The 14326-nt window shown below is 33.9% G+C and carries 12 protein-coding genes and 2 tRNA genes; 7 read left to right on the forward strand and 7 right to left on the reverse strand.

The genetic code is table 11. The features are described from left to right. Positions 1-37: 37 nt before the first annotated feature. From BUC29_RS15625 to BUC29_RS15635, 3 genes are all read left to right on the forward strand, one after another. Complete coding sequence (locus tag BUC29_RS15625) at positions 38-1270, forward strand: glycoside hydrolase family 27 protein (protein WP_073417107.1); 1233 nt, start codon at positions 38-40, stop codon at positions 1268-1270. An 11-nt stretch (positions 1271-1281) separates the two neighbouring features. Continuing rightward, a complete protein-coding gene (locus BUC29_RS15630; RefSeq protein WP_208610050.1) occupies positions 1282-2250 on the forward strand; it encodes a glycoside hydrolase family 5 protein in 969 nt (322 codons plus the stop codon). 593 nt (positions 2251-2843) lie between these two features. Then, positions 2844-3914: an outer membrane beta-barrel protein gene (locus BUC29_RS15635; RefSeq protein ID WP_073417108.1), complete on the forward strand. Its 1071-nt coding sequence runs from the start codon at positions 2844-2846 to the stop codon at positions 3912-3914. Positions 3915-4257: 343 nt separating this feature from the next. On the opposite strand, the gene BUC29_RS15640 is transcribed toward BUC29_RS15635, so the two are convergent. The 5 genes from BUC29_RS15640 to BUC29_RS15660 form a co-directional block, all read right to left on the reverse strand. Further along, complete coding sequence (locus BUC29_RS15640) at positions 4258-5163, reverse strand: N-acetylmuramoyl-L-alanine amidase (RefSeq protein ID WP_073417109.1); 906 nt, start codon at positions 5161-5163, stop codon at positions 4258-4260. Positions 5164-5195: 32 nt separating this feature from the next. Next, the gene (locus BUC29_RS15645) at positions 5196-5744 is read right to left on the reverse strand and encodes a hypothetical protein (protein WP_073417110.1); all 549 of its coding nucleotides are present in this window, start codon (positions 5742-5744) and stop codon (positions 5196-5198) included. Between the two features lie 40 nt (positions 5745-5784). Further along, a complete protein-coding gene (rimO, locus tag BUC29_RS15650; protein WP_073417111.1) occupies positions 5785-7098 on the reverse strand; it encodes a 30S ribosomal protein S12 methylthiotransferase RimO in 1314 nt (437 codons plus the stop codon). A 164-nt stretch (positions 7099-7262) separates the two neighbouring features. Continuing rightward, positions 7263-8765 carry an OmpP1/FadL family transporter gene (locus BUC29_RS15655; protein WP_073417112.1) on the reverse strand — a complete coding sequence of 501 codons (1503 nt, stop codon included), beginning with the start codon at positions 8763-8765 and terminating at the stop codon, positions 7263-7265. Between the two features lie 51 nt (positions 8766-8816). Next, on the reverse strand, positions 8817-9785 hold the full coding sequence (locus BUC29_RS15660) for a hypothetical protein (protein ID WP_073417113.1): 969 nt from the start codon (positions 9783-9785) through the stop codon (positions 8817-8819). Between the two features lie 101 nt (positions 9786-9886). Between BUC29_RS15660 and proS the strand changes: the two genes are divergently transcribed. The 4 genes from proS (at position 9887) to rpsT (ending at position 12037) form a co-directional block, all read left to right on the forward strand. After that, positions 9887-11365: a proline--tRNA ligase gene (gene proS, locus BUC29_RS15665; RefSeq protein ID WP_073417114.1), complete on the forward strand. Its 1479-nt coding sequence runs from the start codon at positions 9887-9889 to the stop codon at positions 11363-11365. A gap of 78 nt (positions 11366-11443) precedes the next feature. Then, a tRNA-Glu gene (locus BUC29_RS15670) sits at positions 11444-11515 on the forward strand. A gap of 45 nt (positions 11516-11560) precedes the next feature. After that, positions 11561-11632, forward strand: a tRNA-Glu gene (locus tag BUC29_RS15675). A 153-nt stretch (positions 11633-11785) separates the two neighbouring features. Then, entirely contained in the window at positions 11786-12037 is a 252-nt protein-coding gene (gene rpsT, locus BUC29_RS15680) for a 30S ribosomal protein S20 (RefSeq protein ID WP_073417115.1), read from the forward strand. Between the two features lie 103 nt (positions 12038-12140). Here rpsT and BUC29_RS15685 read toward each other — a convergent pair whose 3' ends face one another. Together BUC29_RS15685 and BUC29_RS15690 are read right to left on the reverse strand one after the other, a co-directional pair. Further along, positions 12141-12551, reverse strand: a complete 411-nt coding sequence (locus tag BUC29_RS15685) for a response regulator (RefSeq protein WP_073417116.1) — start codon at positions 12549-12551, stop codon at positions 12141-12143. Positions 12552-12556: 5 nt separating this feature from the next. Then, complete coding sequence (locus BUC29_RS15690; protein ID WP_073417117.1) at positions 12557-14266, reverse strand: PAS domain-containing sensor histidine kinase; 1710 nt, start codon at positions 14264-14266, stop codon at positions 12557-12559. Positions 14267-14326 lie beyond the last annotated feature (60 nt).

Consider the following 14326-nt stretch of genomic DNA (forward strand, 5'->3'; position numbering starts at 1 on the left):
GAATATCTTTTTATAATGTATTTTAAAATTTTATAAAATGAAGAAAATAATTTTAGGATTAGCTTTATGTGTTTCTTTTTTTGGCTTTAGCCAGGGAAATACACACACGCAGACAGCCGGAAAATTTGAAGGTTTAGCCATGACGCCGCCAATGGGATGGAACTCATGGAATACATTCGCAACTAATATCGATGAAAAATTAGTAAAAGAAACGGCTGATATTATGGTTTCATCAGGATTGGCCGCCGCGGGTTATAACTATATAGTATTAGACGATGGCTGGATGACAAAAGAACGTGATACAAATGGAGATTTGGTTCCGGATCCGGTAAAATTTCCTAACGGAATGAAAGCCTTAATTGATTACGTACACAGCAAAGGTTTAAAATTTGGTTTGTACAATTGTGCAGGAACGCAAACCTGCGCCGGATATCCGGGAACTCGCGGTTACGAATATCAGGATGCCCGTTTTTATGCCAAATTAGGAATCGATTTCCTAAAATACGATTGGTGTAACACAAAAGGAATTACAGCGCCAGAAGCTTATACAACAATGAGCAACGCACTAAAAACTGCCGGAAGACCTATCGTTTTCAGTCTTTGCGAATGGGGAGACAATCAGCCGTGGGAATGGGGAAAACCTGTCGGAAATCTTTGGAGAATTTCGGGAGATATTTATCCTTGTTTTGACTGCGAATTCAAACATCCTGAAAACTGGTCGTCTTGGGGATTTATGAAAATTGCAGAAATGCGAAAAGACATTCGTAAATACTCAGGGCCCGATCACTGGAATGATTTTGATATGATGGAAGTTGGAAACGAAATGAACGATACCGAAGATAAATCGCATTTTGCGATGTGGTGTATGCTTTCGTCGCCATTATTTACAGGAAACGATTATAGAAAAATGTCAAAAGAAACGCTGGCAATTTTAACTAATAAAGAATTGATTGCCATAAATCAGGATAAATTAGGAATTCAGGGTTTTAAACATTCGGCTGAGGATGGACTGGAAGTTTGGGTAAAACCTTTGTCAGATGGAAACTGGGCTGTAACTTTTTTAAACAGAAGTGAAGTTTCGAAAAAAATTAATTTCGACTGGAAAAAAAATGCAATAAAAGATGTAGATTTCGGCTATGAAGCTGACTTTCAAAAAACAACGTTTAAACTAAAAAATCTTTGGACAAATAAAGATGCAGGAAACACAAAAAAGAATTTTACAGCAGAATTAGCTTCACATGATTGCATAACATTAAAATTGTCTCTTTAAAATTTAAATTTATGATGAAGTTTAAAAAGTTAATTACAATTACATTCCTATTAATGTGTGTTTCTATAAATGCACAATTCGTTAAAAAACACGGACAATTAAGTCTTCTGGGAACTCAGCTGATTGATAAAAATAACGAACCCATAGTTTTACGCGGACTAAGTTTTGGCTGGCATAGTATGTGGCCTAGATTTTATAATGAAAAAGCAGTAAGCTGGCTCAAAAAAGACTTTAATTGCAATGTGGTTCGTGCCGCAATGGGAATTGAACTTGGCGATTACTCCTATACTAATGATCCGCAGTTTTCAAAAGAAAAAATCGAAGCCGTAATAAACGGAGCAATCAAATCTGATATATATGTAATTATTGATTGGCACAGTCATAATGTTAATTTAAAAGAAGCAAAAGCATTCTTTGCCGAAATGTCTCAAAAGTATGGTAAGTATCCTAATATAATATATGAGATATTTAATGAACCGGATTATGAAACGTGGTGGGAAGTAAAAACCTATGCCGAAGAAGTAATAAGTGTAATTAGAGAAAATGATCCCAACAATATTATATTGGTTGGATCGCCGCATTGGGATCAGGATGTAGACCTTCCGGCAGAAGATCCAATTTTAGGATACAATAATATAATGTATACTATGCACTTTTATGCAGCCACCCACGGCAAAGAATTAAGAGACCGTACTGATTTAGCTTTAAAAAGAGGTATACCCATATTTGTATCCGAATCTGCCGGAATGGAAGCTTCAGGTGATGGACCATTAAACTTAAAAGCCTGGCAGGAATATATCGACTGGATGGAATCAAAAAAACTTAGCTGGATAACATGGTCGGTTTCTGATAAAGATGAAACGTGTTCAATTTTAAAGAAATCTGCGAAATCAGATGGAAAATGGAAAGATGAAGATTTAAAAGAATCTGGAATAAAAGTTCGTGAGTTTTTAAGAAAATATAATAATAGCCAAGAGTAAAAAAAACTCTTTTAGAAACAAAAAGCCTGTTCAAATTTGAGCAGGCTTTTTTGTTTTTTAGAACTAAATATCAGCGTTTAGAACAATCAATTCTGAAAGTGTTTAAGGATGTTGTTTTTGTAAGAATTTTTATCGTGACTTATAATTGTATGTATTATAGTGAATTTGTTTTTTAAATTGTGTTCTTGTTTTTTAATTTTAAACATACCCCTAAAAAAAATAGGGGTATTGTTTTTAAAATACATTTTTAAGTCTTTTTTTGGTGTTTTTTACATGTGGTAAATGCTTAAAACCCTCATTTTTTATGTTTAAATTGTAAAATTGTGTTATTGAATTTTCAAAAACAAAACGCTATTAATGTCAAATCACGATTATTGGCAGTTTAATTTTTGTAATCCATAATTCTTCGTTGAAAACGTCAAAAAAGTACTTTCTGATTATTCTACTCATACAAAAGTTAATAAATTCGCTAATGAAAATGAGGAGGTTTTAGGGGAAAGATTCAAGGTTTTAAAAATGACTTATACTATTAAACTAGATATATAAACGATTAACTAACCAAAATCAATTAATAACTAAAAACCAATTAACACATGAAAAGAGTATTTTACATTTTAGCTGCCACGTTAACGAGTTCTTTTGCCTTTGCACAAGAGGATGATAAACCTACTTCACCAGCAACAACTTGGGGAGGGTCTGCGGATGCTTATTATAAATATGATTTTTCTAAACAAATGAACGGATTAACGAGCTTTACCAACTCACAAGATTCGTTTGAATTAGGAATGGCTTCGATCGAGGCAGGTCATACATTTGGAAAAGCTTCTGTTTTTGTAGACTTAGGTTTCGGAAAAAGAGCAGGAGAGTTCTCATATAATGAAACAACAGATAAAGATATAAATGCTAAATTTTTAATTAAACAATTATTTTTCACTTACCAGATTACAGACGAATTTAAAGTTGTTGCCGGTAGTTTTGGTACACACATTGGGTATGAAGTATTAGATGCCGTAGATAATAAAAACTACAGTATGTCTTATGCCTTCTCATATGGGCCATTCTTTAATACAGGGGTAAAAGCTCAGTATACATCAGGGAAATTTACGGCTATGTTTGGTATAACTAACCCAACAGATTTTAAATCAGCCATGGATGCCGGTTCAACTCAAAAAACATACATCGGACAAGTGGGATACATTGGAGAAACCGGAAGTGCCTATTTAAATTTTACATCAGGAAGCAGCAACCCTGCGTCTGACGAAAACAAAACTCAGTTTGATTTAACAGCTTCTAAAACAATAAGCGATAGTTTTGGTTTAGGTTTAAATGCAACTTATGCTAAAACTAAAAATGATTTCGATTCAACTTTAGATGGCGAGTGGTTCTCATTAGTAGGATATGCAAATTACTCTTTCAGCCCATCATTATTATTGGCTTACAGAGTTGAATATTTCGATGCAAAAGATGCAGCTCCAAGTTTAGGCACATTAACAGGATCTAGCGTATTTGCTAATACAGTTTCATTAAATTACAAAGTTGGAAAACTTACAATTATTCCCGAGTTAAGATACGACGCTGCTTCTGAAGATATTTTCTTAGATAGCGATGCTGCTCCAACAGGAGGTTCATTTTTCGCTTTGCTTGCTACAACATACTCTTTCTAGAGATAAAGATTGATATTTTTTTTTTTTTTTGGAGCTGTCGAAACATACTAATGTTTTGGCAGCTTTTTTATTTTTTTTGTTTCAGGTTTCAAGTTTGAAGTTTCAAGTTTGAAGTTTCAAGTTTCAGGTTTCAGGTTTGAAGTTTCAGGTTTGAAGTTTTGATCATCCTAATATTGTTTAATTGTATATCATCCCATTTTATTTGTAGAGACGTACTGCAGTGCGTCTTCCCTTTATTATTGAATGTTTTATAAATAAATATTTTATTGCTGCTAGTACAAAAAATAAAAACGCATTTCTAAAATTCATAGAAATGCGTTTTTATATTTTTTAAAACAGCTGTTTACTGTATCTGTTTTTTGTAAATTGAATAGATTGTATCAATTGTTTTTCGATCTAAAACAGATGTTGCATCAGTTTGGATATAATGTAGTTTAAAAGCCTGTATCGCCGCAGAAAGATTTTTAGTATTATAACCAATAATTCTCAATGCAGGTTCAATTTTAAAATCAAAAGGAGCTTCTTCTAAAACTTCATCCGGCCAGATTCCAAAACCTTTTTCGGCTAATGTTTTCCACGGAAATAAGGCACTAGGATCTTGTTTTCTTCCCGGTGCAATGTCAGCATGACCTAAAAAGTTTTGAGTTGGAATATTATAATCTTTTTTAAGTTTTGTCAATAATGCGACTAAACTGTTTATTTGAGCTTCAGTAAAAGGTTTAAACCCATTATTGTCTAGTTCAATTCCTATAGATGAAGAATTTAAATCAGTATTTTTTCCCCATGTTGATGCTCCGGCATGCCAGGCTCTTAAATAATCATTCAGCATTTGAACTACTTTTCCGTTTTCAGAAATCACATAATGAGCACTAACCTGAGTTTTGGTTTTAGTAAACGTATTTATGGTCTGCTGAAGAGAATCCTGAGCTGTGTGGTGAATAATAACAAAACTTGGTTTTCTTAAGTTGAAATTTACAGTACCAATCCATTCCGTACTAATGCCGTTTAATAAAGCTGTAGAACCAGTTTTAGATAGGGTGTCTTTTACAATTCCTAATTGTGAAGCATAAGTAGTATCAATAATCAGCGGACTTACCGGCGGAATTGTTTGAGCTTCTTTACTCGTGATTTGATTTTCTAAAGTTTTCAACTGTTGATCATAAGCCTTTTCGGTATGCTTATAAGGATTAGTTGAGCAAGAAGTAATGATAATTGCTAAAATCAAATAACAAAAATGTTTTTTTACCATGGTTAATTACATTTGTGATAGAATTAGAACAATTATTCCTGAACTTTTTCAGCTGGCTTTTCTTCTTCTTTTATATCTTTTGAATCTTTATCTTTTTTCTTTTTTGATTTTGTTTTCTTAACCTCTTTAAAATCAGCCATGAAGTTATTATATTTCTCTATTTGGTCAGGATTTAAAAAAGCGGTTATTTTTTTAGTCATGGCTTCTTTTAGAGCTTTTAGCTGCTCCATTTTTTCGTCCTGGCTGCTGCTTTCATTTTTTATAAGAATTCCTTGTTCTCTCAAACCATCGGCAAAAACATTTGTAATTGCAATTGCCTGAAGCTCGTCAAGATTTACTACCGGTTTCATCTGTTCAACGATCTTAGCAGCTGTTTCTTCAACAGGAATTTCTTTAGGTTTACTTGTGTTTTGCTGCGGACCACCCATCATGCTTCTGTCCATACCCATTCCGCCGGCTCTTCCGTAGCCACCATAGCCATTGCCGTAACCATTACCATATCCGTTTCCGTATTGAGCCGAAGCAAAATTGAAACAGAATAACGTAAAAACCAGAATAATTAAGTTTTGAGTAGCTTTCATAAAGTGTTTTAGTCTAAGTTAACAATAGTTTACGGTAAATTTAAGCAGGTTCTCCGTATAAATCAAATTCTGTCGCTTCAATTATCTTGATATTAACAAATTCGCCGGTTTTTACATAATGTTTAGATGCATCAATTAATACTTCATTGTCTACATCCGGGCTGTCAAATTCCGTTCTTCCCACAAAATGAGCGCCTTCTTTTCTATCGATAATACATCTGAAAACTTTTCCAACTTTTTCCTGATTCAGGTCCCATGAAATTTGAGATTGTAATTCCATAATCTCATTAGCTCTTGCTTGTTTTACATCATCCGGAACATCATCTTCCAGTAAATAAGCATGAGTATTTTCTTCATGAGAATAAGCAAAACATCCCATTCTGTCAAACTTCATTTCCTGAACAAACTCTTTCAAAATTTCAAAATCTTCCTGTGTTTCACCAGGATATCCAACAATCAGCGTAGTTCTAATTGCCATTCCAGGAACCGCAGCACGAAAATCTTTTAATAGCTGAGTTGTTTTAGCCTGAGTTGTACCGCGGCGCATAGATTTCAAAATAGTATCTGAGATATGTTGCAATGGAATATCAATATAATTACAAATCTTAGGTTCGCGTTTCATTAATTCCAAAACATCCATCGGGAAACCAGTTGGATATGCATAATGTAAACGAATCCATTCAATTCCTTCAACTGCTGCTAAAGCTTCTAATAATTCTGCCAGATTTCTCTTTTTATAAAGATCTAAACCGTAATACGTTAAATCCTGTGCAATTAGTATTAATTCTTTAACGCCATTTTTAGCTAAACCTTGTGCTTCTTTAACTAATTTTTCAATTGGCTGAGAAACGTGAGAACCACGCATTAATGGAATTGCACAGAAACTGCAAGGTCTGTCGCAGCCTTCTGCAATTTTTAAATAAGCATAATTTTTAGGAGTTGTAGTCAATCGTTCTCCTAATAGTTCATGTTTATAATCGGCGCCAAGAGCTTTTAAAAGCTGAGGTAATTCAGTTGTGCCAAAATATTGATCAACATTTGGAATTTCTTTTTCCAAATCAGGTCTGTAACGTTCAGACAAACATCCGGTAACGAAAACTTTATCAACTAAACCTTTATCTTTTTTATCAGCATATTCCAAAATCATGTTTACCGATTCTGCTTTTGCATTATCAATAAAACCACAAGTGTTAATTACAATAATGTTTCCTTCATCCTTTGGAGCTGCCTCGTGAGTAACTTCTTTTCCGTTTGCACGAAGCTGACCCATAAGTACTTCACTGTCATATACATTTTTTGAACACCCAAGAGTGATTACGTTAATTTTGTTCTTTTTTAAAGACTTGGTTCTCATACTTTTATAAATTGGAGTGCAAAATTACACTTTTTTATTCAAACACCGCTTTTTTCAGTTTCTTTTAGATGTTTTTTATGAAAGAGTTTGCTAATTATTTTATGCCAAAAAAAATCCGCCAAGTTACACCTGACGGACTTTTCCATTCATCTATTTAATTTTAATTACAATTCAAATAATAAAGTCAAAGAAACATTATTTAATTTAGAGGTAATGTTAGCTCCGTCAGTAAACCCAGTGGCAAAGAAGCCCTGATTTGATTTTCTTTCTAAATAAGAATAAGCTAGATCTAATTTGGTTGCTCCAAAGTTATATCCTAAACCTCCGGAATAGCTGTTTAAATCTCCAATTGTAGTTCCGTTTTTATAAGGACTTCCTTCAAAGCGATATCCACCGCGTAAGCTTAATCGGTTTATTTTGAATTCTGCCCCAACTCTCAATTCTCCATTTGTGGTTAATTGATTGCTCATGTCTGAATTTAATTGTCTAAAACCTGAGTCGCTAGTTGGTCTAAATTTGGTGTTGCTATAGTCTTTTATTGAGTAGTCTACGCTAATTAAACCTGATTTGCCAAATACATACGCACCGCTAAAAGTAAATTTTCCAGGTGTTTGCAGAGAGTAAGAGTCGTAAACATTTACGACATCAGGGTTTACATTTTTGTATAGTTCTGGTCCGCCATTTGCTTGTCTTGTAGTATAAAGACTTTGTGAAACTTCATCATACAATTCATACCATGTATTTGATTCATAAGCTAAACCAAGTCTGAACTCTTCAGTAACTTTTGCAATTGCACCTAATTGGAAAGAAAATCCATTTCCATAAGTATAAAGTTCATTATTGAAACGAAGATTGGAAATTGTAGGGGTGGGTTCTAGTGGATTAGAATTGTCTTCATAAAAACTACTTGATCTTCTATAGTCAGTAATATGAACGTTTAAATTAGCTCCTAAGTAAATACGATCTCTATATGAAGTTGCTATGTTAAAACTTGCCTTACTATTGTAGCCTCTAGTGTAAACTTCATTTTCATGATAGTAATTTCCTCCTGCAGGAACATTTGAGGTGTATTGAGTGTTATTGTTGTTGTCGGCAACAGGATTTATTACAAAACCTTGGTAGCCAAAATAAGCTTGTTGTTCATCATAAAACTGATCTCTGTAAGGAATGTTTGTTATGTCACCCAGAGGTATTCCATTGGCATAAGCTAAAAAATAACGATCAATAGAGTTTGTTGGGTTTGTTCCTGCAGAAAATACATTGTTATTGAAATTATTTGTATTCTCATAACTTGCTCCAATAGCTATTTTATTCCAGCCGTTATTTGGGTTTCTATCCTTAAAAACAAAAACTCCGCCAGCTTGGTTTAGAATAAAAGAATTGTCTTTGTCTGAAGTTTGAGTTCCAAAATAGTTAGAATTGTTCTTAATATTTTGATTGCTTAAAGTTATTCCAACCTGATTATTGTTAAAAATTGCTGATCCAGCCGGATTTACTGAAATTGCTGACAAATCTCCGCCAACAGCTCCGAATGCTCCACTCATAGCTCTAAATCTTGCGGTTCCGGTTATGTTGTCTTGTGCAAAACGAACAGCATCAGAAACTTCCTGAGAATATGACGCGCTGAAAGTTAGCCCAGTAATTAAAAGGAAAAATATTTTTTTCATTTGGGTAAGTTTTTAATGTCTTTTTATTAGATGTTCAAAAGAAGGAAAATGTTACCTTCTTCCGCCTCCTCCGCCTCCGTAGGATCTTCCACCGCCTCCGCCGCCGGATGATCTCATGCTTCCGCCTCCACTGTTCATAGAGCGTGATGGGCTAGGAGAGTAAGTTCTTGATGGACTGCTGTTGTTATTGTTGTAGTTATAACTTCTGTTAGTTGCCGAACTTGATCTTCTGTTAGAATAATCGTAGCTGTTATTTTGACCTTGAGAATAACTTCTTCTATTTGTAAAAGTAGGACTGGAGTTGTAAGTTCCTCCGTTTATAGAAGAGCTTCTTCTGTAGTCAGAAAAGCTATTTCTGCTTGTGTAATTTCTGTTTGAATTGTAGTAGCTTCCTCTATTTGTATAGTTTCTGCTGTTTACGTAGTTTCTGTTATAAGCATAATTTCTGCCGCCGTAGTAAGCTGCTGATCCTCTTCTTCCATAACTGTAAGAGTAATTTCTGTAATAACCGCCCCAGTAGCCAGGATATCCCCATCCAGGTCCCCAATACCCTGGGTATCCCCAAGCGTATCCAGGATAGCCCCAGCCCCAATAGCTGCCCCAGTATCCGCCATATCCCCATCCGTAATAAGGGTATCCCCATCCGAATCCGAATGACCATGTTGGGTCAGAATAAACGTTTACAGAAACATCAGAATTACTGCTTCCCCATGCCGGGTAAGAAGCAACAGCTGCGGTCTGTGTGCTGTCGCTTTCAGAATAATTGCCATAATTGTCTACATCTGTAAAAATTTCTGTTGGCTGATTATCATCCTGAAGAGATCTGAAATAATCTTTATATTGATTGTTTGTGTTTGTGGTATTTGATTGCGCGTATCTGTTGGTAGAGTTACCATAAACACCATCGTTGTCCTGATATGATGTATTTTGGTAAGAACCACACGATGCTAACAGAAAACTCAGTAATCCAATTAAGTAAAAATGACTTGAGTTTTGGCGGAGAGTAATATTAGTTTTCATATCTGTGGTGTTTTTTATTGTTGCACATTACAAAAATAGTTAGTTTTGTCAAACTATTTAGTTAAAATTATTAAAACAAAATTTGTGCCAAACTATATAATATGAGTAAGAACCTTACTACACGATCAGAAGATTATTCTAAATGGTATAATGAGCTGGTTGTTAAAGCAGATTTAGCTGAAAATTCAGGAGTTAGAGGATGTATGGTGATCAAACCATACGGCTATGCAATTTGGGAAAAGATGCAGGCAGAGTTAGATAGAATGTTTAAAGAAACAGGACATCAAAATGCTTATTTCCCTTTATTTGTGCCGAAGAGTATGTTTGAGGCTGAGGAAAAAAATGCAGAAGGATTTGCAAAAGAATGCGCTGTTGTAACGCATTACAGATTAAAGAATGATGAGGAAAGACCTGGGAAATTAATGGTTGATCCAAATGCTAAACTTGAAGAAGAACTGATTGTTCGTCCCACAAGTGAGGCAATTATCTGGTCTACATATAAAGGATGGGTGCAGTCATATAGAGATTTACCTTTACTTATTAATCAATGGGCAAATGTGGTGCGTTGGGAAATGCGTACACGTTTGTTTTTAAGAACAGCAGAATTTTTGTGGCAGGAAGGGCATACGGCTCATGCAACAAAAGGTGAGGCATTAGAAGAGTCTGAAAAAATGATGAATGTCTATGCAGATTTTGCTGAAAACTTTATGGCGATTCCGGTTGTAAAAGGTTTTAAAACTGAGAGCGAGCGTTTTGCTGGTGCTGATGAAACGTATTGTATTGAAGCATTAATGCAGGATGGAAAGGCATTACAGGCTGGAACTTCTCACTTTTTGGGTCAGAACTTTGCAAAAGCTTTTGATGTGAAGTTTGCTAATGCTGAAGGAAAACAAGAACATGTTTGGGGAACTTCGTGGGGAGTTTCTACCCGTTTGATGGGTGCATTAATTATGACACATTCTGATGATCAGGGATTGGTCCTGCCTCCAAACCTTGCGCCAATACAAGTTGTAATTGTTCCTATTCATAAAACAGATGAGCAGCTTGCTGAAATTACCACAGCTGTAAATGAATTAACTGCTAAGTTGAGAAAACTTAGGATTTCAGTTAAATATGATGACAGAACAACTCAAAAACCGGGATTCAAATTTGCGGAATGGGAATTAAAAGGAGTTCCTGTTAGAATTGCTGTTGGTCCAAAAGATTTAGAGAACGGAACTTTTGAGGTTGCAAGACGTGATAATTTGACAAAAGAGGTTGTTTCTGCTGAAAAAATTGTAGAACATGTAAATAATCTATTAGAGCAAATCCAAACAGATTTATTTGACAGAGCATTAAATTACCGAAACACTCATATTACGGAAGTAAATAATTTTGAGGAATTTAAGCAGGTTTTGGAAGGAAAAGGAGGGTTCATTTCGGCTCATTGGGATGGAACTGCTGCTACTGAAGAAAAGATAAAAGATTTGACAAAAGCGACGATTCGATGCATTCCTTTAGATGCTGTTGAAGAGGCGGGAACCTGTGTGTTTACTGGGAATCCTTCTTCTAAAAGAGTGCTTTTTGCGAAGGCGTATTAAAAAATTATATATTTTTTTGTGTTAGGTGTTGCGCAAATAAAAAATAGATGTATCTTTGCATCCGCAATACAGAAGCGCGGTCCGTTCGTCTATCGGTTAGGACGCCAGGTTTTCATCCTGGTAAGGGGGGTTCGATTCCCCCACGGACTACAAGTTATATTACATGTTGAAAAGTTTCCAACTTAGGAGAATTTAGGTCCGTTCGTCTAGGGGTTAGGACGCCAGGTTTTCATCCTGGTAACAGGGGTTCGATTCCCCTACGGACTACAAAATTAGTTGTAAATAAGTTTTGTAAAATAAAAATTGGTGTCTCGGTTTTTATTTTATTAGTTAAAACCAAAGTGATTGTTTTGCAATTGTGGGAGGTTTTTCTTTTTTAACTAGTATTTATAATAATTATTACATCTAAAATTAAAGAAAATGGCAAATCATAAGTCAGCATTAAAAAGAATCAGAAGTAACGAAAAGAGAAGAGTTCTTAACAGATATCAACATAAAACTACTCGTAATGCTATTAAAGCATTAAGATTAGCTACTGATAAAGCTGATGCTACTGCAAAATTATCAACTGTAATTTCTATGATTGATAAATTAGCTAAAAAGAACATCATTCATGATAATAAAGCTTCTAACTTGAAGTCTAAATTAACTAAACATGTTGCTAAATTGTAATTAATTACAATATGCTAAATATATAAAAGTCCTCTTTTAGAGGACTTTTTTTGTTTATATCTGTATGGAAAAACTCAATTTTAAAATCCCCTCAGGAATTTAATTACATAATTTTCTTTTTAAGGTATTCCAGCATTGCCTGTGTAATTGGCTTTGAAAGGAAGTCTATTATAATTGGATATTTTTTTGCTTTCATTAAATCTTCGGGATCTATAGTAGATGAAAGTACTATTACTTTGGCAGAATTGAATTCTGCGTAAGCATCTGAAGTAAAGTGGTCTAAAAATTCCCAGCCTCCCATAACGGGCATATTTAAATCTAAAAAAATCAGTTCGGGTTTTTTGCTTACTTTGTTTTTGTTATTGGTGTATTTTAAAGTATTAAAATGATGTAGTGCTTCTTCGCCGTTTTGAGCTGTAATAATTTCACGAGAAAACGAAGATTTTAAAATTACTTTTTTGCAAAGCATCAATGTAATTGGATCATCGTCAATACATAAAATTTGCTCAAGCATACGTGTTAGTTTTTAAATGTTATGGTAAATGTGGTGCCTTTGTTTACTTCGCTGTCAATACTAATTGTTCCTCCCATGGTTTCTACCTGAGATTTTACAAGATACAAACCTAGTCCTTTACTGTCGGGATAATTGTGAAATCTTTGATAAAGCCCAAAAACTTTGTCTCGGTTTCTTTCTAAATCAATCCCTATTCCATTGTCTTTAAATGTTATAATAGCTTGATTTTCTATTTGTTCAGCGGTAATAGATATTTTTAATTTTCTGTTTTCTGATTTGTATTTTATTGAATTAGTCAGTAGGTTAAGTAAAATGCTTTCAATATACGCTTTGTTAATATTTAGCAAAGGTACTTTATCAAACTTTAATTTGATAATTGGTTTATGTAATTCGATTTGAAAAGATAACTGACTGAAAACATTCTCAAAAACTTCTTTTAAAGAAACTTCTTCTTTTTGCATAGAAGGATTGTCTTTTATTATAATGACTTTTACCAAATCATTTATGGTTTCATTTAATAAATGAGTAGATTTGGTAAAACCAGCCAGAATTTCTTCAAGTTCTTCATCTTCAATTGGGATATCTTCTATAAGATTTAAGAGACCGATTAAATTAGATAATGGCGCTCGAAGATTATGGGAGGTAATGTATGAGAATTGTTTTAAATCTTTATTGTTTTGGGTTAATTCACGGATAAGATGTTCTTTTTCAGTTTCTAGCTTCTTTTCATCCGTAATGTCTCTTTGAATAGAAATCCAGTGTGTGATTACACCTTCATTATTAAAAATTGGAATCATGGCAAAACGAACCCAATATTCTTCTTGTGTTTTGGTGTACGTTATGGTTTCGATTACACATTCTTCTTCGTTTTCAATGGCTCTTAAAAGCTTTTTTAATTCTTCAGAATCAGATTTTGGACCTTTAAATATATTAGTAGATTTTCCAATAATTTCATTTGATTCGTAGCCCGACATTTGAGAAAATGCAGGGTTAACGTAAACAATTTTGGGTATTTTATGATCTTTAGAGTTTGCCTCTGTAATTAAAATGGAATCTTTAGATTGTGTAATTACTGTTTCTAATAATTTTAATCGCTGTTCTTCTTCCTTTTGTTTGGTGATGTCCTGAATAGCCCCGATCATTCTGATGGCTCTTCCATTTTCATCTTTTAATAAAAAACCTCTGTCTAAAACATATTTATAAGTTCCATCGGCGCATTTAAATCGGTATTGATCCTGCCATTTTTCGGTTTTTTGCTCAATAAAAGAGTATAATTTAATAGACATTCTGATGCTGTCTTCGGGATGAATTTTGTCAAACCACCATTTTGAAGTTTTTCCAACTTCTTCGGGATTATAACCGAAAACACTTTCAATTCCCTTGTTCCAATTTATCTTGTCTTCCTGTATTTTCCAGTCCCAAATTGTATCGCTTGTTGCCTTTGCTACAATGTCGTATTTTTCATTAGATTCCTTAATTTCTTCATTCGTTTTTTTTAATTTTTTAAAAACAGAAATATTTTTGCTTTCATTTTTTGCTAATATGTATCTGAAAATGAATGCTGTAGTTATTATGAAAAAAACGTCTTTTAGAAAAAACAAATAAGAATATCTGGTTTCAAAAAAGTACTTAGTAAGTAGATTATGGCAGATGATTGCCATAATTAACGATATGATAACGTAAACGAGAGTAATTTTGAGAGTTTTACTTTTCATTACTCAAATATAGTTAAATTAACTATAACTAAACAATATGTAAAGTTCATTTTAGGTCTT

It is taken from the genome of Flavobacterium defluvii (assembly GCF_900129555.1).
GTDB lineage: Bacteria > Bacteroidota > Bacteroidia > Flavobacteriales > Flavobacteriaceae > Flavobacterium > Flavobacterium defluvii.

What these genes read in the sequence shown, in the direction of transcription:
- BUC29_RS15645 (WP_073417110.1), bottom strand. Translation starts at nt 5,744, where the DNA reads ATGAAAGCTACTCAAAACTTAATTATTCTGGTTTTTACGTTATTCTGT.
- BUC29_RS15690 (WP_073417117.1), bottom strand. Translation starts at nt 14,266, where the DNA reads ATGAAAAGTAAAACTCTCAAAATTACTCTCGTTTACGTTATCATATCG.
- BUC29_RS15630 (WP_208610050.1), top strand. Translation starts at nt 1,282, where the DNA reads ATGATGAAGTTTAAAAAGTTAATTACAATTACATTCCTATTAATGTGT.
- proS (WP_073417114.1), top strand. Translation starts at nt 9,887, where the DNA reads ATGAGTAAGAACCTTACTACACGATCAGAAGATTATTCTAAATGGTAT.
- BUC29_RS15685 (WP_073417116.1), bottom strand. Translation starts at nt 12,551, where the DNA reads ATGCTTGAGCAAATTTTATGTATTGACGATGATCCAATTACATTGATG.
- rimO (WP_073417111.1), bottom strand. Translation starts at nt 7,098, where the DNA reads ATGAGAACCAAGTCTTTAAAAAAGAACAAAATTAACGTAATCACTCTT.
- BUC29_RS15625 (WP_073417107.1), top strand. Translation starts at nt 38, where the DNA reads ATGAAGAAAATAATTTTAGGATTAGCTTTATGTGTTTCTTTTTTTGGC.
- BUC29_RS15640 (WP_073417109.1), bottom strand. Translation starts at nt 5,163, where the DNA reads ATGGTAAAAAAACATTTTTGTTATTTGATTTTAGCAATTATCATTACT.
- BUC29_RS15655 (WP_073417112.1), bottom strand. Translation starts at nt 8,765, where the DNA reads ATGAAAAAAATATTTTTCCTTTTAATTACTGGGCTAACTTTCAGCGCG.
- BUC29_RS15635 (WP_073417108.1), top strand. Translation starts at nt 2,844, where the DNA reads ATGAAAAGAGTATTTTACATTTTAGCTGCCACGTTAACGAGTTCTTTT.
- BUC29_RS15660 (WP_073417113.1), bottom strand. Translation starts at nt 9,785, where the DNA reads ATGAAAACTAATATTACTCTCCGCCAAAACTCAAGTCATTTTTACTTA.
- rpsT (WP_073417115.1), top strand. Translation starts at nt 11,786, where the DNA reads ATGGCAAATCATAAGTCAGCATTAAAAAGAATCAGAAGTAACGAAAAG.